At 44.5% G+C, this 18,662-nt stretch carries 17 protein-coding genes; 7 read left to right on the top strand and 10 right to left on the bottom strand.

Translation table 11 applies throughout. The features are described from left to right. The first annotated feature begins 3 nt into the window (after positions 1-3). Positions 4-1,644, top strand: a complete 1,641-nt coding sequence (cimA, locus tag RAM70_RS09065; protein WP_312673380.1) for a citramalate synthase — start codon at positions 4-6, stop codon at positions 1,642-1,644. Between the two features lie 124 nt (positions 1,645-1,768). Here cimA and RAM70_RS09060 read toward each other — a convergent pair whose 3' ends face one another. The 6 genes from RAM70_RS09060 to rimM form a co-directional block, all read right to left on the bottom strand. Further along, positions 1,769-2,263, bottom strand: coding sequence for a hypothetical protein (locus tag RAM70_RS09060; RefSeq protein WP_312673379.1), 495 nt, complete (start codon positions 2,261-2,263; stop codon positions 1,769-1,771). A gap of 88 nt (positions 2,264-2,351) precedes the next feature. Further along, complete coding sequence (locus RAM70_RS09055) at positions 2,352-2,819, bottom strand: type II toxin-antitoxin system VapC family toxin (protein ID WP_002801782.1); 468 nt, start codon at positions 2,817-2,819, stop codon at positions 2,352-2,354. Then, the gene (locus RAM70_RS09050; RefSeq protein ID WP_002775464.1) at positions 2,816-3,058 is read right to left on the bottom strand and encodes a hypothetical protein; all 243 of its coding nucleotides are present in this window, start codon (positions 3,056-3,058) and stop codon (positions 2,816-2,818) included. The genes RAM70_RS09055 and RAM70_RS09050 overlap by 4 nt, the downstream gene beginning before the upstream one ends. A 289-nt stretch (positions 3,059-3,347) precedes the next feature. Beyond that, positions 3,348-3,812 (bottom strand): hypothetical protein, encoded by a 465-nt coding sequence (locus tag RAM70_RS09045; protein ID WP_104396044.1) that lies wholly within the window; start codon positions 3,810-3,812, stop codon positions 3,348-3,350. A 64-nt stretch (positions 3,813-3,876) separates the two neighbouring features. Then, on the bottom strand, positions 3,877-4,656 hold the full coding sequence (locus tag RAM70_RS09040; protein WP_312673374.1) for an ABC transporter permease: 780 nt from the start codon (positions 4,654-4,656) through the stop codon (positions 3,877-3,879). A gap of 209 nt (positions 4,657-4,865) precedes the next feature. Continuing rightward, complete coding sequence (gene rimM, locus RAM70_RS09035) at positions 4,866-5,444, bottom strand: ribosome maturation factor RimM (protein WP_312673372.1); 579 nt, start codon at positions 5,442-5,444, stop codon at positions 4,866-4,868. A 367-nt stretch (positions 5,445-5,811) separates the two neighbouring features. On the opposite strand from rimM, the gene RAM70_RS09030 reads away from it, so the two are divergent. Next, positions 5,812-6,609: a Tab2 family RNA-binding protein gene (locus RAM70_RS09030; RefSeq protein ID WP_312675862.1), complete on the top strand. Its 798-nt coding sequence runs from the start codon at positions 5,812-5,814 to the stop codon at positions 6,607-6,609. On the opposite strand, the gene RAM70_RS09025 is transcribed toward RAM70_RS09030, so the two are convergent. Together RAM70_RS09025 and RAM70_RS09020 are read right to left on the bottom strand one after the other, a co-directional pair. Next, positions 6,592-7,386, bottom strand: a complete 795-nt coding sequence (locus RAM70_RS09025; protein ID WP_312673370.1) for a CPBP family intramembrane glutamic endopeptidase — start codon at positions 7,384-7,386, stop codon at positions 6,592-6,594. The two genes, RAM70_RS09030 and RAM70_RS09025, sit on opposite strands and share 18 nt — an antisense overlap. Before the next feature lie 465 nt (positions 7,387-7,851). Continuing rightward, complete coding sequence (locus RAM70_RS09020; protein WP_002734386.1) at positions 7,852-8,238, bottom strand: AbrB family transcriptional regulator; 387 nt, start codon at positions 8,236-8,238, stop codon at positions 7,852-7,854. A gap of 531 nt (positions 8,239-8,769) precedes the next feature. Between RAM70_RS09020 and RAM70_RS09015 the strand changes: the two genes are divergently transcribed. The 3 genes from RAM70_RS09015 to RAM70_RS09005 all read left to right on the top strand — a co-directional run bounded on the left by RAM70_RS09015 (position 8,770) and on the right by RAM70_RS09005 (position 12,579). Beyond that, complete coding sequence (locus RAM70_RS09015) at positions 8,770-9,753, top strand: succinate dehydrogenase/fumarate reductase iron-sulfur subunit (protein WP_045362108.1); 984 nt, start codon at positions 8,770-8,772, stop codon at positions 9,751-9,753. A gap of 73 nt (positions 9,754-9,826) precedes the next feature. After that, on the top strand, positions 9,827-10,828 hold the full coding sequence (locus tag RAM70_RS09010) for a CsgG/HfaB family protein (RefSeq protein WP_045362111.1): 1,002 nt from the start codon (positions 9,827-9,829) through the stop codon (positions 10,826-10,828). 788 nt (positions 10,829-11,616) lie between these two features. Continuing rightward, positions 11,617-12,579: a protochlorophyllide reductase gene (locus RAM70_RS09005; protein WP_045362113.1), complete on the top strand. Its 963-nt coding sequence runs from the start codon at positions 11,617-11,619 to the stop codon at positions 12,577-12,579. Between the two features lie 233 nt (positions 12,580-12,812). On the opposite strand, the gene gltS is transcribed toward RAM70_RS09005, so the two are convergent. Both gltS and dnaK read right to left on the bottom strand, forming a co-directional pair. After that, positions 12,813-14,021, bottom strand: coding sequence for a sodium/glutamate symporter (gene gltS / locus RAM70_RS09000; protein WP_045362115.1), 1,209 nt, complete (start codon positions 14,019-14,021; stop codon positions 12,813-12,815). A 138-nt stretch (positions 14,022-14,159) separates the two neighbouring features. Continuing rightward, a complete protein-coding gene (gene dnaK, locus RAM70_RS08995; RefSeq protein WP_045362117.1) occupies positions 14,160-16,061 on the bottom strand; it encodes a molecular chaperone DnaK in 1,902 nt (633 codons plus the stop codon). Between the two features lie 481 nt (positions 16,062-16,542). Here dnaK and RAM70_RS08990 point away from each other — a divergent pair, with 481 nt between their 5' ends. Further along, positions 16,543-17,724 (top strand): RtcB family protein, encoded by a 1,182-nt coding sequence (locus RAM70_RS08990; protein ID WP_045362120.1) that lies wholly within the window; start codon positions 16,543-16,545, stop codon positions 17,722-17,724. Between the two features lie 81 nt (positions 17,725-17,805). Beyond that, positions 17,806-18,417: a 4Fe-4S single cluster domain-containing protein gene (locus RAM70_RS08985; RefSeq protein WP_045362123.1), complete on the top strand. Its 612-nt coding sequence runs from the start codon at positions 17,806-17,808 to the stop codon at positions 18,415-18,417. Positions 18,418-18,662: the final 245 nt, after the last annotated feature.

Below are 18,662 nucleotides of genomic sequence, written 5' to 3'. Positions count from 1 at the left end.
TCTATGAACAATGGTAAGCGCATTTGGGTCTATGACACTACTCTCCGGGATGGGGCCCAGCGAGAAGGTATTTCCCTCTCCCTAGAAGACAAAATTAAAATCGCCAGGGAATTAGATAGAATGGGTATTCCTTTTATCGAAGGCGGTTGGCCGGGCGCAAACCCAAGAGACGGTCAATTTTTCTGGAAACTGCACGAAGAACCCCTAAAACAAGCGGAATTAGTCGCTTTTTGTTCCACTCGTCGCCCCCATATCGAGGCCCGGGAAGATCCGATGTTAACCGCCATTCTCGCCGCTAGAACCCGTTGGGTGACAATTTTCGGCAAATCTTGGGATCTGCACGTCACAGAGGGCTTAAAAACCAGTCTGGAGGAGAATTTAGCCATGATAGGAGATACGATCGAGTATCTACGCTGTCAGGGAAAACGAGTCATTTATGATGCCGAACATTGGTTTGATGGTTACAAAAATAACCCCGAATACGCCCTTTTAACCCTCAAAACCGCCAAGGATGCCGGGGCCGAATGGTTAGTTTTCTGTGATACCAACGGCGGCACTTTACCCCAAGAAATCGCCCCGATTGTGGAGAAAGTGCGGGAGCAATTGGATATCGATCCTGATGATGAAAATGCGCCTCAATTAGGCATCCATGCCCATAATGACGCGGGAACCGCCGTAGCCAACTCCTTAGCGGCAGTTAACGAGGGCGCACGCATGATTCAAGGCACAATTAACGGTTATGGGGAACGCTGCGGCAATGCCAATTTATGTACTTTAATTCCCAATCTTCAGTTAAAAATGGGATTTTCTTGCCTAGAAGAAAATCAATTAGGCCGATTGACGGGAACTAGCCGAAAAATCAGCGAAATGGTCAATTTAGCCCCGGATGATCATGCTCCCTTCGTCGGACGCTCCGCTTTTGCCCATAAAGGCGGCATTCACGTTTCTGCGGTGGCGAAAAATCCCCTTACCTACGAACATATTAATCCAGAAGCGATCGGGAATCAGCGCCGCATCGTCATTTCTGACCAATCGGGATTAAGTAATGTGTTAGCGAAAGCGCGCAGTTTTGGCATCGATTTAAATAAAGATGATCCCACCTGTCGGCAAATTCTGGAACGTTTAAAAATCTTGGAAAGTGAGGGTTATCAATTTGAGGCAGCCGAAGCTAGTTTTGAGTTATTAATGCGGGAAGCTTTGGGACAGAGAAGCCACCTTTTTGAATTAAAAGGATTCCAAGTTTATTGTGATATGCTCCGGGATAGTGGTAATGCGATCGCTACAATTAAAGTACGGGTAAAAGAGGAAGATTTATTAGAAGTGGCCGAAGGTAACGGGCCGGTGGCTGCTTTAGATCGGGCTTTAAGAAAGGCTTTAGTCAAATTCTATCCCGAAATTGCTAACTTTCACCTGACCGATTATAAAGTGAGAATCCTCGATAGTGGTTCGGGGACGGCAGCGAAAACTAGGGTTTTAATCGAGTCCAGTAACGGTCAACAAAGATGGACTACCGTAGGAGTGTCTAGTAATATTTTGGAAGCTTCCTATCAAGCAGTGGTGGAAGGAATTGAATACGGTTTATATCTGCTGCAAAACAATAAACTAGAATTATCGGGTCAATTTTGTCCTTTGGGGATAATTTAGAGAACAGTAATCAGTAATCAGTAATCAGTATTCAGGAGATTATTTTTATTTATTCTTCCCATCCCCCCACACCTCACAACCCACTTCCCCACTTCCTGCTCCCCTTTCTGGGATTGAATGTTTCCTAGGATAATAATCTAGTGACGACAGAATTTTGCCAACGACGAGCTAGGGCCCGCAGATACATATTAACGGGAAACTGATAATATTCGATCATTAACCAGAGTAAACAAATAGCATGGCAAATAAAGGTTAAAATCGACCAAAATAGAGGCACCCATGACAAAGGACTCCCCTCGACCGGAGGAAAAAGATAGGCTCCCGTAGCCACAATTGCTGTGGGAAAAATCACAAATCCTAAACCGATAATTAAGTAAAAACCTGCCATCTCCATGCCTTCTCTCGGTAAACCCTGCCAATACTTACCATTCCAATACCAAGTTAAGGGTAATTGACTATCGGCCATTTTTAAAACCTGTTGTTCTAAATTAGCAGTAAAAATGTGTTGACAAAAGTTACAAGCATAGGCTTCCATTAGGGGTAAAGTGGCGATTTTACCATGGCGACAGACGGGACAAGAATAGGTATCATGATAGTTTAATCGGGTTGGCTCGGTCATGGTAATGTGAGTGAGAGTAAAAAAGGCAATTGCAGATAATTAACTTTTCCCTATTGATAACGATTGAGTTATGCGGCGCTCGCCAACACTATGGCTCATTAGTATCAAACGGGTTCAAATCTTGTGGATGAGTTATGGTAATACTTGATATACCCGCAAAATCACTGGGATTAAAGGTCAACAGATGTGTAATTTCATTGGCAAGCATAGCCGCAACGAGACGAACATCATGAGTGCGTTTACCCATCACTCTGTTAGTTGTGACTAAGTTCAGCCAATTTGTAAAAATCTGCCGAGATTCTGCCAAGACTGGAAAACGAGCGAGAAGTTGATCTATCATGCTTCTGGTTTGTTCTACAGACCAACCCAAACCATTGACTTCAGTTGGTCTGGTGGCAACAACCCAAAACTCAATTATTACTTGTGTCGCAAGGAAACATTCATCTGATTGCATGAGCAGACGAGAAACTGCATTGGTTGCCAGCTTATGCTGTAGGTCGGAACAATTGCACAATCGCATAACAATATTAGTGTCAAGTAAATATCTCGTCATCATTCGTAAATACTATCGCGACTAAAGGCTTCATCTCCTAGACTCGGACTATCTTTGGGAAGTTGTAACACCCATTCACGCAATTCCCTAGCTCTCTGGGATGGTGTTGCTCTTTGCCAAAGCGGAACAGACGATGGGACTTGTCCAGACTGAAACTCAAGGTCGGCTATGAAATCAGCAATCTTTTTCAGTTGATCATCGTTTAGTTTATCTAATTCTTTCTTAAGATCTTCTCGCAGCATAGGTCGGTTTTGAGAAAATAGACACTCTCTATAGTAACCGATATGCTCCTAGCCGTTTGGCTCAGGTGCTTGTTTATACGATCGGCTCTAAATAATCTCCCTGATTAGGCTAGACTCAAGTTGCCAGCTTAAAAAGTCTCTGGTGGTAATGCTAAATCTCGTTATTACAGACTGATTATCTATTTCTTCTTTTGCCTATTGCAAGAGTGCCTATTGCCTCTCCTGATATGTAGCCTATACTCAACGGATTTAGTATGACATCTAATTCGCCTTGATTAAGGATAACTAATTAAGCAAGATTGGCAGGAATTGTCCCCAGTTTTTGCAGTTGTTTTTCAATATTAGCCTTTAATTGGGTCCGGGAGATTTCTTTTCCTGTTTGAGCGGTGTGTGCATTTTCCAGAAAAATAATACTATCTACTTTTTCTACGGCAAATAATTGGAATAAAAGATGGGTTACGGGAATCAGGAGCGTTGATAGGGGTGAATTAGCAGTATTTTGAGCAGATAGGGCCATTTTTTCCGTAGCAAAGGCATAGATCACCCTTTTTTCCTGTTGCGGCTGCTGCCGATGGGCTAAAGTGGTTAGTAACCAATCACCCTGGCTATTCTGAACTACATAGTATTGTAAATGTTTTAACTGTCTAGCAAAAGCTGCAAGGACGGGATTAACCGCTTCTTCCATGACCACGGTTGCCAGTCCATAATTGACCGCTTCTCGACTTAAAATATGCAGTTGGGCCTTTAATTTCATGGCTAATAATGTCTATAAACTAATCGATGGCGATGACATTCATACCTTGATTCGCCAAGGCCATTTAAAATTGTCGTCGTGAAAAGATGAGGATGGAGATACCCAATAATAGACCAGTATAAACGAGACTGTAGAGGGCATTACCGATTAAGACATCAGCACTAGGGAGCAAACCATAAACGGCCTCGTTTCTAAAATTTAATCTCTCCAAATCTGGGAGAATTAGATAAATATTTTGGGTGATAGCGAGAATATTGGGATTTTTGCTGATTATACCCAATTGGATCAGATCTTTGCTGATGTGACCCATGAGATAGACCCCAAAAGTCATTAACGTGGCTAAAATTGAACTGGTAAATACCCCAAAAGCGATCGCCAGGGCTGCGATCAGAATTAATTCCAAACCGAGATAGAAAACCGAGACAATCAGGGGTAAAGCTTGAAAAGATACTTTCATCCCCAGCAACATCAGCAGGTAAATCACCAACATTACCCCCAACATCACCGCTAAAACCCCAGACAAACCCAAGTGTTTACCGAGGATAAATTCGGCCCGACTCAGGGGTTTGGGAATCAAAACTAAAATAGTTCTCTTGTCAATTTCCTGATTAATTAGCCCTGTACCCACAAAAACCGCGACAATTACCCCTAATAACCCGATAGCGGCTAATCCCAAGTCAAGAAAGATTTTCTGATGGGTTCCTATCGCAATTTCTGGTAATAAACGCCAAGCGAAGGCCATCAACAAGGCAAAAAACCCGATAAAGTAAAGAATGCGATCGCGGATAACCTCGCGAAAACCATTAGCTGCGATCGCCCAGATTCTCAGGATGCTGATACCCATAGCCTTTCATCAAAATAATATCTATCTTTCCTTTTGAGATTACCCATTTCCGTGACAAAAGTGGACTTCCTCTAAAAATCAAAAATTGTCACGGTTGGTTAGCAGTCCCTAGGGATAACTGGGTGTTGTTAAATTAGCTAAAAAAGCAGCTAATCCTTACTGTTCCAGTATTACCTTATCTTTGTCGAAATCTACCATCAAGAATCAGCCTAGGATAAATTGATCTCTAATAACCCCGGTGGTGGCGAGATCTCGATGCGTGCCGCTTTCAGATCCACCAGTGGCACAATTTCTTTGACAAAGGGAACCAGGACCGTGGCTTTTGAGTCGGAAGAAGGGCTTTTTTTCTTGACAGAGGCGAGATTTGCTTCTAGTTGCACTGCTAAAATGTCATTACCAGCCCAGAAAATATCTACTACAACCCCGATTTTTTCTCCTGTCAGGTGATGATAAACCTCTAAGTTTACTAGCTCACTAACATGATATTCATCGGCTTTTAGGCGAGGTTTTTCTAGTTTATTCGCCCATAATTTATATCCGCGCAAAGCTTCAGCTTGTTCCCGATTTTCAACCCCCTCTAACTTGATAACATAAATATTTTTGCCCGGTAGATCACGTCCCCTGAGCAGAGTAATTTCTCGGATTTCTCCCCCTTTTGGCCCTTGTATTCCCCTAATACCTCGCTTCTGAAAACGTTCGGGAAAATCTGATACCGATAAAACTCGCAATTCTCCCTCCAGTCCCTGGGGTGCTACTATTGTCCCAATTTCTAGCCAATTTTCTTCCATTGTCTCGACATTTTTTGCTATAGCTTTCCCTAGTATATAGCCTTTTTTGTCTCGCTCCTAGATTAGACCTCTTGTAAAAATCAAAAATTGTTGTTAGGGTTAGGCTTCGGCCGTGAGCTCAGCCGAACGGAGTCAGGAGTCAGTAGTCAGTAGTCGGTCGTCAGGAGAATTAAGAATAATACTAAATCTGGTTATTAAAGACTGATTATTTATTCCCCTTTTTGCATGAGTGCATGAGCAGAAAACGGGTTTCTCCGAGAAACCCGTTTTCTGTGCGTTACTTAAAAGTCCTGGTAAGGTAAAATTTTTAGTTGACCTCTACTCCTGACCATTTTTTGACTTTTTACTGGTGGCTTTTTACTCAATTATGACTATTTGGCAAGCGGATTTTTATAAATCTTCATCTTCCTCCCCTCTTGAGACAGTCTGGCAATTGTTAATTTACGATCCTCTCGGTCATCTTATTTATGAAAATTCCTGTCCCCAATCCCAAGCTAATAGCGACTGGTTAACCCAACAGTTACAGCAAGCTTGTCAAGTCTCCTCCCCAGAAATTATCCAAGTTTTTCGCCCCCAATGCGCCAATTTATTTCTCCTCGCCGGTCAAAATTTACAGATCAAAATTGAGTTAACCCGTCACGTTAATGCCCTGAAAAAACAGCTAGAATTACGCCAAATCTCCATCAATATCGACTCCCCTCCACCGCAACCCCTACCAGACCAATTTTTAGGTCAAGAGTGGCGTTTTGCTCGCTTTCCCGCCGTTGATTTAGTCAACTTTTTTGGCGATCGCCGAATACCGATTCTTTCCCTACCAGAGGCCTTTTCTCCCTTAAAATTAGGTTTAGCCTCCACTTTAATGATCCCCGGTGTGGTTATTACCGGTGGTAAAAAATCTCTGGCGATCGCTCGTTGGTTGGAGGAAATTAACCCGGTATTTATCGATCATATTCCCACAGAAAGGGGGCGATCGGGCGGTTTAGTCTTGGAATCGGGTCTAAATGAGCGTTGGATTTTCCTAACCTACGAGGATGAAGATGTAGCCCGGGCAGCCAATGTTTATCAAGCAACCAAACAGGAAAGCCAAGGTTTGCACTTTCTCCTGATACAACCGGATGATTCTGGTCGCACTTTTACCGGCTTTTGGCTACTGAAACAAGTTTAACCCCCAAGCTGTCCCCAAGAGGCAAAGAATACCCGCTAACCCCGCTAAAGGTTGGTTATAGATACCTTTAACCCAAGCTAACCCAGAATCGCTGTAAGACATCAATTCGGCACTGTCTAGCAAGGCCAATCCCCATACCCAACCGCTATGAAGTCCCCAAGCTAATCCTAAACTACCATGATCGATCGCCCGCGCCCAGACCAGAACCATGCCCATCAGAAATAAACCGGGTAGTTGCGGCAGCGTTTGCTGACGCTCCCAAAGCAGGTGCAGCAGGGCAAAAATTAGGCTAGAAATGGCTCCCGCCACCCAAAAACCGTATTCTTGGCTTAATTGGCTCAAAAAGATGCCCCGAAAGATTAATTCCTCGGTAATACCCACCCAGAGGGCCACTATCAACAGGGGTAAACTCAAGGCAAAAGCACGAGTTAGATTTTTGGGCTGCCAATGTACCCAGGTCAAAATCCCCTCTAGGAAAAAAATTATCCCTAATCCCACCACTGCCAGGATTAATCCTTTAGTTAGGGAGATAAATAGGGAAAATGACCAAATTAATCCGTAATTATCGAGGCTGCTCCCCTCTATCTTTAATAATCCCCAGATAACTAAGGGAGCCAAAACGTAAAGAGAGGCCACCAGGGGCAATTTCTGCTCAGGTTTTGTCCCTTGCAGCGGTTGCCATCCCAAACGACTCCCTAAACCAATGGCAATGGGCAGCCAGAGAATTAACCAGGCCAACAGGAAGATAATAATTTTGATTAAGGCAGCCATGTCCATTGTCAATTAGGTGCTAAGGAAGTGGGGGTGTGGGGTGTGGGGTGTGACCCCCCCAACCCCCCCGACATCGGGGGGGCAGGGGGGGTGTGGGGTGTGGGGTGTGGGGTGTAGGGTGTAGGGTGTGGGGTGTGGGGAGAAGGGAGAATAAATAAAAATAATCTCCTGTCTCGGAGTCTCCTGTCTCGGAGTCTCCTGTCTCCTGATGGCTAAAACAACAAACCCTCTAGGGACAGAATAACTGTGGAACTTTGCTCTGGAAAAGCCTAGCTCCCACAAAAATCCATCCCTAGGGGGTTGCGAAAAAGAACAAAAAGTGCTTAGGGAAAACCCCTCGAGTTGATAAAAGAGGCGGTCAGGGGTTAGAATTAGGGATAAGAATCTATATTGTCTTTTTGGTCGGTCTTGTCAAAACTAGCCCTTTTGACTGCCGATTTTTTTTGTCCTTATCCCTACTCCCTAACCTATTTAAGCTTCTACCGGTTCTTCTGATTCCGTTTGTTTGAGGTGGATGTGCTTGTAGCCAAGTTTGATTTCAAATTCATCCCCGGGCTGCAAGTTCATTTGTTCGGTATAGGTGGAACCGATGACGATTTGACCATTTTTATGGACACTAACCCGGAAAGTGGGTTCGCGGCCGCGGCCATCTTTAGTCCCTTCGGGATCGAGGGGAACCCCTTTTGCACCTAAAACAGCATCGTAAAAGTCGGTTAAATTGACCCGAACTTGACCATCTTTACTTTGGGAGTAGTAACCACAACGTTTTGCCGTTTCGCGACGGGGTAAGTGGGATAACTCTTTGACTTTTTGTAGTAGAGCTTTCCCGGTTAGGGGAGTAGGAGAGATATCACTCATGGTACTTTTTAATGTTCCTTGATTTTTGACTGACTGTCAATTAAGTTTACACTGACAAATTGATCATACCAAAAATCTCGCCAAAAATGTCTAGAGGGGAATAATAAATTTTTTAAAACTGATGGTTCGGTGATGACAATCGTGCTAAGAAGACCCCAGACTAGGTAGTAAGTGTAAACCTTGTGGGGGAGAGGAAATTTTTGGTCAAGACTCTGGCAATTTTTGGTCGGGTGCGAGGAAAACAGGAGGAGAAAGTAAGGACATAAAATGGATTAAGCTATACCTAGCAAGGAATTGAGAAACTATACTTGTGGTTGGAGTTGGCAAAAAAGTAATGACCCAGAGCAGTAAATCCGGGGTGATTAAACTGTTTTCGATCGACTTCCCCATCTATCATTAGGCCTAGATACCCACCCCTTGGCTCAACCGACCAGGGCAAATCTTAAGGATTAATTACCATTACTAGCTCCCCCTTGGCCCGTTAACATCGATTATCCTGAGTATTAGGAGTCCCTCATCCCCGTGCCGAGTATGGAAGTTTATTTTAAAATTCTGCGTCAACGACCCAACGACACCCCCTACCTAGAAAATTTTACCCTAGAGGTGGAGGCGGGAAATACAATTCTCGACTGCCTTAATCGCATCAAATGGGAACTTGATGGAACTTTGGCCTTTCGCAAAAATTGCCGCAACACAATTTGTGGCAGCTGTGCTATGAAAATTAACGGTCGTTCGGCCCTGGCTTGTCAACAAAATATCGCCAGTGAATTAAACCATTGTAGCCAAAAAGATGCCGGAGAAATTCCTGAAATCACGATCGCGCCCCTAGGCAATTTACCGATTATCCGGGATTTAATCGTTAATATGCAACCGTTTTGGGACGATTTAGAAAGGGTTGAACCTTATATTAGTAGTCAAGCGCGCACCATTCCCGAACGAGAATTTCTGCAAACTCCAGAAGAAAGAGCCAATCTCAATCAGATGGGTAACTGCATTATGTGCGGGGCCTGTTATTCGGAATGTAATGCCAAGCAAGTCAATCCCGATTTTGTCGGTCCCCACGCTTTAGCAAAAGCACAGCGCACCCTAGCAGATTCCCGCGATGGTAATCAGGAAAGTCGCCTAGAACTTTATAACCAAGGCACCGCAGGGGTTTGGGGTTGTACCCGTTGCTATTTCTGTAATGCGGTTTGTCCCATGGCAGTGGCCCCCATGGATCAGATTAGTAAAATTAAACAGGAAATACTCGCCCGCAAGTCGGACGATAGTAGTCGTCCCATTCGTCACCGGAAAGTTTTAGTGGAATTAGTCAAAGCAGGGGGATGGGTTGATGAACGCAAATTCGGCCTCTATGTGGTGGGCAATTATTGGCGCGATTTACAGGGTTTATTAAGTATTGCCCCCTTGGGATTGCGGATGATTGCTAAGGGTAAATTTCCCACTTCCTTTGAAGCTTCCGAGGGAACCGAGGAAGTGAGAGGTTTAATTACTGCCATTCAAAATTCTCGCTCTTGATCACTCTCGATAGTTAGAGCAATTTTCAGATGTATTATGAGCTATATTCTATTTGACTGGAGAACCCCTTATCATGTTCGATCAAGATAGTATCCGTGGTTTTTCTGCCCTAATCACCCTTGTGGGAGTCGCTTCTAGTTTGGGTTTTAGCTTCAACGCACCGGCTTTCTCCCAAGCTACCTCTAACAATTTACCTTTACTCTTAGCCCAAAAAAGCGAAAAGGTGCGAGTAGCGGTTTTAGACTTCGATTATAGCGGTCTCAGTAATCCCCAGTGGTTAACATTTCTCAATGGTGGGGCCAGTGGTGTCAGCGATATTCTCGTCAATAAATTGGTGGAAAGTGGTCGCTATACAGTCATTGAGCGCAGTCGCATTGATGCTGTCCTCAGAGAACAGAATTTCGGGGCTTCGGGACGGGTAGATGCCGCTACCGCTGCTCAAATCGGGCAAATTTTGGGGGTAGATGTGGTGATTATCGGTTCGATTACCCAATTCGATTTACAAAAAAAACAATCCGGTGGCTCGTTTATTATTTTTAGCACTGCCAAGACAGAAACCGATGCTTTTGTCAAGTTGAATGTCCGGGCAATTAATACCACCACGGCCGAAATTATTACCACCGCTCAGGGAGATGGTACTGCCAATCAATCCGATGGTTCAACCGTGGTTTTAGGAGTTGGGGGTGGTTCCCAAACCTCCAACGAAGGGAAATTACTCAGTATTGCCACCGATAAGGCAGTGGCGCGGGTGGTGGATAATCTCAATGATAAAGCCGACCAAATCGCCGCTACACCTCGCTCGCTCCCGACTGTCACCGCTTTAGTGGCTGCCGTGGCGGGAAATCAGGTAATTCTCAATAAAGGTACGGGAGAAGGTTATCGTGTCGGTTTACGCATTTCCATCGAACGGACGACTCAAACGGTCAAGGATCCGCAAACGGGTAAGGTTATCCGTCAGATTACTCAACCGATTGGCACTCTCGAAATTGTCGAAGCTGATGGTCAATCTAGCGTCGGTCGCATCATTACCGGTAATGGTTTTAAAGTCGGTGATTTAGCTAAACCCATTCGTTAGTTATGAATTATGAATTGGGGAAGTGGGGAAGTGGGGAGATCGGTAAACTTAAATCTGATAACTGATCACTGATAACTGATAACTGATTACTGATAAGTGAACACTCACGAAAATTTGAAGTTATTTGACACTCCCGTCGCACTAAGCGCTTCGGGATTCTTAGTTCAACGAGTCCACTTAAATTAGATGCCTTGCGTTATCCAACCCAGAGGTGGTTCTCTCCCTAAGCGTTACTTTTCGTATGCCCTACGATAGTCCCCCTTGCCCCCCCCGACGTCGGGGGGGGGCAAGGGGGGGGTACAAAGTTTGCTTGAATTGAAACGTTAGCTTCAAATACTGCTTTGTCTATTTCCTGTAAAGATTTTACATCACGAGCAGGGGGAAACTAGAACTATTGAGTAGAACCCCATATCTTTAATTGTCAAGGTGCAGATAGCGTAGTGGTTAGACTACATGGGTTTTTAAAGCGGTTGATTACCCTATCCGCTCTACTTACATGGTAGCTATTTGGCCTGAGTAGGTCAAGACCCTTACAAGAAGAAGTTATTCGAGATTTTGTCAGGAGACTGGACGCTTATTTTTAATCGTGCTTCGTGTCACTGAGCCTTTACGTTGAGCCTTTACATTGAGCCTGTCGAAATGTGTCGAAGTGCTGTTTTATATTGGCGCTTGGTTTCATCCCGTCGCTTTTAGGGACGGGATGAAACCCCGACATTTGAGATAAAATTTATAATCGGAATCCCTTGGATATTCCCTAGACCAGAGCGATTAACGAAAACTATCAAAAAATGGTACAAGATCAAAAACCCACGGTGATCATTACTGGGACAACTTCTGGAGTCGGTCTCTACGCCGCTAAATCCCTTGCTCAAAGAGGTTGGTTTGTGGTTATGGCCTGTCGGGATATCCCGAAAATGGAACAGGCTGCCAAGGAATTGAACATTCCCCGGGATAACTACTGTATTGAATTTATCGACCTCGGTTCCCTCGATAGCGTCCGGCGCTTCGTTAAAAATTTCCGGGCCTTGGGCAGACCCCTAACCGCTTTAGTCTGCAATGCCGCTATCTATCTGCCTTTGCTCAAAGAACCCTTAAGAAGTCCCGACGGTTATGAATTGAGCATGGCCACCAATCATTTAGGTCATTTCCTGTTGTCAAATTTGCTCTTGGAAGATCTAAAAAATTCCCCTTCTCCCGACCGCCGTTTAGTCATTCTCGGCACTGTCACCCATAATCCCGATGAATTAGGCGGTAAAATTCCTCCTCGTCCCGATTTGGGCGATTTGGAGGGGTTTGCCAAGGGTTTCAAAACCCCGATTACTATGGCCGACGGCAAAAAATTTGAATCGGTCAAGGCCTACAAAGATAGTAAGGTGTGTAATGTTCTCACCATGCGGGAACTGCACAAACGCTATCACCAATCGACCGGAATCACTTTTACTTCCCTCTATCCGGGTTGTGTGGCCGATACACCCCTTTTCCGCAACCATTACCCCTTTTTCCAGCAGTTTTTCCCCTGGTTCCAGAAAAATATCACCGGTGGCTATGTTTCCCAAGAATTAGCCGGGGAAAGAGTCGCTATGGTGGTGGCTGACCCCGAATACCGTCAATCTGGTGCTTACTGGAGTTGGGGCAACCGTCAGAAAAAAGAGGGTAAATCCTTTGTGCAAAGGGTTTCTCCTCAAGCTCGCGACGAGGAAAGAGGGGCAAAAGTGTGGGAATACAGCGCTAAATTAGTCGGATTAGCCTAATTTCTGATTTTGAGACTAAAAAAGGACACAAGTTAACTTGTGTCCTTGTGGAAGCGGGGAGCGCCGGAGCAGCAAGAAACAATCCATAACTGGGTTTTTAAAGTTTGATTGGCAGTTAATGATATTATTAAAAACGGATTTGGTATTATTCCGATTTTACTGTAAGCTTTTGCCAATCTTGACGGACAAGATTAGTAAACTTTCCTCAATGATCACTTGATCGGTAAAAATTTTTAAGTCAGAAAATTCAAAAATTGCTGGATGACAAAAGCATTAGACAAATCAATAAAAAATGCCCCCACCAAAGGAACAATAATAAATGCTTGGGGAGAAGCCCCAAAATTTTCCGTTACTGCTGTCATATTTGCGATCGCTGTGGGAGTTGCCCCTAGAGTTAAACCCAAATAACCGGCGCAAACTACTGAAGCATGATAGTTTTTTCCCATTACGGGAAAGACCAGTAAAACAGTATAAATAATGCTGAGTGAGAACTGCACTAATAACAGGATAGCAATCGGTCCGGCCAAATCGATCAATGTCCATAATTGTAAACTCATCAAGGACATTGATAGGAATAAACCGAGACTAACATCAGAAATTAAGGCTAAAGAGGGCGTATTAGCGGGCCAAGGAAAGCGTTTCAATAGCAAAGGTACGGTATTAGTCAGGATAATTCCTGCCAATAAACAGGTGACAAAATCCGGTAATTTTAAACCAAGGGGAGTTACCCAGTAGTTAATCTGATTACCTAAACCGATAGTTAAACCAATCACCAAGATTGAATGGAGCATTGTATTGTAATCGATATTGACATTCCTCTGGCTTTGTTTAATTCCCACCGTTAAATCTTGGTCCTGATTATTGGCTCGCAGTCGATTTCTAGTAATTAACCATTTAGCCACCGGTCCGCCAATAATTCCCCCTAAAACTAGCCCAAAAGTAGCACTGGCTATACCGATTTCTGATGCTTTGGCGATGCCATAATTATCACGAAAAATAGAAGCCCAAGCAATGGCAGTCCCGTGACCGCCACTCAAAGAAACGGAACCAGCAATCAAACCGATGCGTAAATCCAATCCCATCACTTTTGCCACTCCTAACCCGGCTAAATTTTGTAGAATGAGATAAACCACCGCGGTTATCAATAAAATTAGCAAGGGTTTCCCCCCTTGCAGCAGGGTTTTTAGTTTTGAGGACAGCCCGATAGTAGTAAAAAAAACGATTAACAGGGCATCCCGAACATTGAGGGTAAATTCGATTTGCCATTTAAAAACAGCAAAAAATAGACCGAAAAATAAGGAAGCTAAGACACCACCAGCAACGGCATCAGGAATGTTATAATCTTGTAGAAATTTGATATTTTGGCTTAAATACTTACCGAGATAGAGGACTAGAATAGCAATAATAATTGTCTGGCGTTGGCTAAATTGATAAATTTCCATTTTCTTAATCTTAGTTCTCCAAGATGGTTTACTTAAGTTTAGTCCTAATTTTCAGTAACAGCCTTATCTGTAAGAAAGCCGCAATGAAAAAAGGACACAAGTTAACTTGTGTCCTTGTCGGAGCTAGGAACTTAATTTTTATTTAGTGTCGGAGAATTCCGCATCGATGACATCATCGCCACCACCAGCACCACCAGAGGGGCCATTGTTATTGCCACCGGTGGGATTGCTAGGGGCTGCTTGCTGATAGATACGGGTACCGATCTCGTAGAGGACTTGTTGTAATTCCGGTAGGGCTACTTTGATCTTACCATCATCCTCTTGAGCGATCGCTTCTTTCAGTTCTTTAATCAACTTTTGGGCTTTCGTTTTCTCTAATGGGGGAACCTTATCGCCTAACTCGAATAACTGCTTCTCAGCTTGATAAACCAGGGAATCAGCTTGATTTTTGCGTTCAATGCGTTCGCGACGTTCTTTATCAGCCGCGGCGTTCGATTCTGCCTCATTTACCATGCGTTCCACTTCATTTTGCGGCAAGGTAGAAGCGCCGGTGATGCTGATCGATTGTTCTTTTCCTGTACCTTTATCCTTAGCGGTGACATTTAAAATACCGTTAGCATCGATGTCGAAAACCACTTCGATTTGAGGCAGACCACGAGGAGCGGGAGGGATGCCATCGAGTCGGAAAGTTCCCAAACTCTTGTTATCTCTGGCTATTTCCCGTTCCCCTTGCAGGACGTGGATTTCTACGTTAGTTTGTGAGTCTACTGCCGTAGAGAAAACTTCCGATTTTCTGGTGGGGATAGTGGTATTGCGGGGAATAATCCGCGTCATCACACCGCCGAGGGTTTCCACACCCAGAGACAGAGGAGAAACATCAAGCAGAAGAATATCTTTGACTTCACCGGCAAGAACACCACCTTGAATAGCGGCACCCACAGCTACCACTTCATCAGGGTTAACGCTTTGGTTAGGCTCTTTGCCCAGAACTTGTTTAACTAATTCTTGAATGGCGGGAATCCGGGTTGAACCACCGACGAGAACCACTTCATCGAGGGCAGATTTATCGATTTTGGCATCACGGACGGCATTTTCTACGGGACGCCGACAGCGATCAATTAAATCGCCACAAATTTCCTCAAATTTAGCTCTGGTTAAGGTAGTATCTAGGTGTTTTGGTCCTTCGGCGGTAGCGGTGATGAAGGGCAGGTTAATTTCCGTTTGGGTAACGCTAGAAAGCTCAATTTTGGCTTTTTCCGCCGCTTCCGTGAGACGTTGCAGGGCTTGTTTATCTTGACGGAGATCGATTCCTTCAAATTTTTCGAATTCTTCGGCTAAATAATCAACGATTTTTTTATCGAAGTCATCACCCCCGAGATGAGTATCTCCAGAGGTAGCGAGAACTTCAAAGACACCATCACCCACTTCCAGAACCGATACGTCAAAGGTTCCCCCACCCAAGTCAAAAACGAGAATGGTTTCGTTAGCTTTTCTCTCTAATCCGTAGGCAAGAGAGGCGGCGGTGGGTTCGTTGATAATGCGGAGAACTTCAATCCCGGCAATTCTCCCCGCATCTTTGGTGGCTTGACGTTGGGAGTCATTAAAATAAGCAGGTACGGTGATGACTGCTTGGGTAACGGTTTCGCCGAGGTATTTACTGGCATCTTCCACCAGTTTCCGCAGTACCTGGGCGGAAATTTCTTCGGGGGCGAATTGTCTGCCCTGGGCCGGACAGTCTAATTTAACGTTGCCGTTGCCGTCTTGAAGAGCTTTGTAGGATACTTCTGTGGCTTCCTTGCTAACTTCGTTGAATTTCCGGCCGATGAAGCGTTTGACGGAATAAAAAGTATTGTACGGGTTCATTACCGCTTGACGTTTGGCGATTTGTCCTACTAGGCGCTCGCCATTTTTGGCGTAGGCGACGACTGAGGGCGTTGTTCTAAATCCTTCGGCGTTGGCGATAACGGTGGGTTTACCCCCTTCCATAACCGCGACGCAGGAGTTAGTCGTCCCTAAGTCAATTCCAACTACTTTTCCCATAATCTTTGTGCTGCTCCGATACAACTATAGTGAATTCTAGAATCGGAACTGTACTCGGTTTTTAGGCGATACCTACCCCTATCAGTTCCTTCGTTATCTCTATAGTGCAAAATAACCCCGCTTTCTCGATAGTGTAGGTATCCGAACCTTTTTGGTAGTATTACAGTAGTCGGTAAACCTCCGGTGAAAGTGAAAAATTCTCCTGGGGGCAGTCTGAACGAGTAATTTATACTAAATCCTGTTTAAAAAGTATAGGATAGTGGGGTGTGGGGTGTAGGGTGTAGGGTGTGGGGAGAAACAATTCATAACTTGGGAGTTAATCACACTATTAAAAACGGATTTGGTATTAGATAGTCAACAGCTTATCCTCTGGTGCTAAAATACGATCGCCGATAACAATTTATCTAAATTTATCGCAGAATCTCCATTGCCTTATTGTCTTGGTTGTATCCGCTTTTTATCTGATTATTTCATAAAAAATATGACTTACGAAACTCTGGAACTTTCCACACCGACACCGATTTTATCTTGGGCGGGGCATGAATTGGGACCCCAAGAAACCCAAATGGCCAAAAATGTCGCTTCCCTACCTTTTGTTTATAAACACATTTCTTTAATGCCCGATGTTCACTTGGGTAAAGGTGCTTTAGTCGGTTCGGTTATTGCCACCAAAGATGCCGTAATTCCCGCCGCCGTCGGGGTCGATATCGGTTGCGGCATGGCTGCCCTAAAAATGCCTTTCACCGGTGAACAATTGCAGGGAAAACTTAAAAAAATTCGCCTCGATGTGGAGGCGAATATTCCCGTCGGTTTTGCGGAAAATAAAGAAGTGGATCGGGAAGTAACTAAATGGCCAAAATGGGCGGAATTTAAACAGATTCATCGAGGCGTACAAAACCTAGAGAAAAAAGCCCTTAAACAAATGGGTTCTCTGGGGGGTGGTAATCACTTTATCGAAATTTGTTTAGATACAGACAATCAAGTTTGGTTAATGCTCCATTCCGGTTCTAGAGGTATTGGTAATCAACTGGCCCAATGTCATATTGATACTGCCAAAGAGTTAGCCAAACTAGCAGAATGTAAATTACCCGACCTCGATCTGGCCTACTTTGTCGCCGGTACAGAAGAATTTGCCGCCTACTGGCACGATCTACAATGGGCCCAGGAATATGCCCGTTATAATCGGGAAATTATGATAGCTAGATTTAAACGCATTGTTGAAAAACATCTAGCGGGAGGCAAACCAACTAAACCCCTCTTAGTAGTTAATTGTCATCACAATTATGCCGAAAAAGAAATTCATTTTGGGGAGGAGGTTTATGTCACCCGAAAAGGAGCCGTCCGCGCTAGAGAAACCGATTATGGTATTATCCCCGGTTCCATGGGAGCGCAATCTTATATTGTCAAAGGCAAAGGGGAACATAATAGCTTCTGTTCCTGTTCCCACGGGGCTGGGCGCTTGATGTCGAGAAATCTGGCTAAAAAAATCTTTACTCTTGATGATTTAATCGCCCAAACCGAAGGGGTTGAATGCCGCAAGGATGAGGGCGTTATTGATGAGATTCCGGGAGCTTATAAACCGATCCAACAGGTGATGAATCAACAGGCTGATCTCGTGGAAATTGTCGCCACTCTCAAGCAGGTGATGTGTGTCAAAGGTTAACAAATCATGGCAAGAGCGATCAATTTTTGTCGTTTTTTCCCTAGCATGAAAAAGATAGGAATCGATCGAGGATTATAAGCGATGAGTCTGACTATTGCTGCCGAATTAGGGCAAATTCCCGCCCATCATCTCAATATCATGGGCTATGTGGATGAATCCGCCGTTAACGGCCCCGGCTGTCGGGCGGTGGTCTGGGTACAGGGTTGTTCTCGCCAGTGTCGGGGTTGTTTTAATCAAGCTTCCTGGTCCTTCGAGATCAATCAATTAATTACTGTTGAGTCTCTAGCTGCCAAAATTTTGGCTAATCCCCGCAATAGAGGCCTAACTTTCTCCGGAGGTGAACCTTTTTGGCAAGCAAAAGCCTTGACAGAATTAGCTAAATATGTTAAGGAAAAAGGCTTAAATGTGATGTCCTTCACGGGATTTACGATCAAACAATTGCGCTCAACCCAAGCACCGCCCCACTCTCAAGAATTATTGGCCCAGTTAGATATTTTGGTGGATGGGGCCTATGTGGAATCCCTGGCTATTCATTCCCCCGATTCTCCCGTTTCTTCTAGCAATCAACGGATTCACATCCTCAATCCCGCTTGGGAAGATCAGATTAATTGGGCATCGGATCAAGTGGAAATTCATATTCTCAAAGACGGAACCCGAATTTTTACGGGATTTTGGGGACAGATTATTTCTTGATCGGGCCCAGAATCAGTGAACAGTAATCAGTAAACAGTAGTGCGAAACGTTTAGGCATGAAATAAGGAGCCATAGACCTGAAATAACCGCTTGACCGACCTTATAACTGTTTATCTGTCCCGACGTTTAGTATCACTCGATACCATTTTTCTTTATTCTTGGCAGGTATCTTACCCCCCCTGCCCCCCCTGCCCCCCCGATGTCGGGGGGGCAGGGGGGGTGGGGGGCAGGGGGGGGTTAGGGGT

Origin of the sequence: Microcystis wesenbergii NRERC-220, assembly GCF_032027425.1 — a bacterium.
GTDB lineage: Bacteria > Cyanobacteriota > Cyanobacteriia > Cyanobacteriales > Microcystaceae > Microcystis > Microcystis wesenbergii_A.
The sequence above is the reverse complement of the archived record's forward strand: the minus strand, read 5'-3'. Positions and strand labels throughout refer to the sequence as shown.

What these genes read in the sequence shown, in the direction of transcription:
- RAM70_RS09010 (WP_045362111.1), top strand. Translation starts at nt 9,827, where the DNA reads ATGTTCGATCAAGATAGTATCCGTGGTTTTTCTGCCCTAATCACCCTT.
- RAM70_RS09030 (WP_312675862.1), top strand. Translation starts at nt 5,812, where the DNA reads ATGACTATTTGGCAAGCGGATTTTTATAAATCTTCATCTTCCTCCCCT.
- rimM (WP_312673372.1), bottom strand. Translation starts at nt 5,444, where the DNA reads ATGGAAGAAAATTGGCTAGAAATTGGGACAATAGTAGCACCCCAGGGA.
- RAM70_RS08985 (WP_045362123.1), top strand. Translation starts at nt 17,806, where the DNA reads ATGAGTCTGACTATTGCTGCCGAATTAGGGCAAATTCCCGCCCATCAT.
- RAM70_RS08990 (WP_045362120.1), top strand. Translation starts at nt 16,543, where the DNA reads ATGACTTACGAAACTCTGGAACTTTCCACACCGACACCGATTTTATCT.
- dnaK (WP_045362117.1), bottom strand. Translation starts at nt 16,061, where the DNA reads ATGGGAAAAGTAGTTGGAATTGACTTAGGGACGACTAACTCCTGCGTC.
- RAM70_RS09020 (WP_002734386.1), bottom strand. Translation starts at nt 8,238, where the DNA reads ATGAGTGATATCTCTCCTACTCCCCTAACCGGGAAAGCTCTACTACAA.
- RAM70_RS09025 (WP_312673370.1), bottom strand. Translation starts at nt 7,386, where the DNA reads ATGGACATGGCTGCCTTAATCAAAATTATTATCTTCCTGTTGGCCTGG.
- gltS (WP_045362115.1), bottom strand. Translation starts at nt 14,021, where the DNA reads ATGGAAATTTATCAATTTAGCCAACGCCAGACAATTATTATTGCTATT.
- RAM70_RS09045 (WP_104396044.1), bottom strand. Translation starts at nt 3,812, where the DNA reads ATGAAATTAAAGGCCCAACTGCATATTTTAAGTCGAGAAGCGGTCAAT.
- RAM70_RS09050 (WP_002775464.1), bottom strand. Translation starts at nt 3,058, where the DNA reads ATGCTGCGAGAAGATCTTAAGAAAGAATTAGATAAACTAAACGATGAT.
- RAM70_RS09040 (WP_312673374.1), bottom strand. Translation starts at nt 4,656, where the DNA reads ATGGGTATCAGCATCCTGAGAATCTGGGCGATCGCAGCTAATGGTTTT.
- RAM70_RS09055 (WP_002801782.1), bottom strand. Translation starts at nt 2,819, where the DNA reads ATGATGACGAGATATTTACTTGACACTAATATTGTTATGCGATTGTGC.
- cimA (WP_312673380.1), top strand. Translation starts at nt 4, where the DNA reads ATGAACAATGGTAAGCGCATTTGGGTCTATGACACTACTCTCCGGGAT.
- RAM70_RS09060 (WP_312673379.1), bottom strand. Translation starts at nt 2,263, where the DNA reads ATGACCGAGCCAACCCGATTAAACTATCATGATACCTATTCTTGTCCC.
- RAM70_RS09015 (WP_045362108.1), top strand. Translation starts at nt 8,770, where the DNA reads ATGGAAGTTTATTTTAAAATTCTGCGTCAACGACCCAACGACACCCCC.
- RAM70_RS09005 (WP_045362113.1), top strand. Translation starts at nt 11,617, where the DNA reads ATGGTACAAGATCAAAAACCCACGGTGATCATTACTGGGACAACTTCT.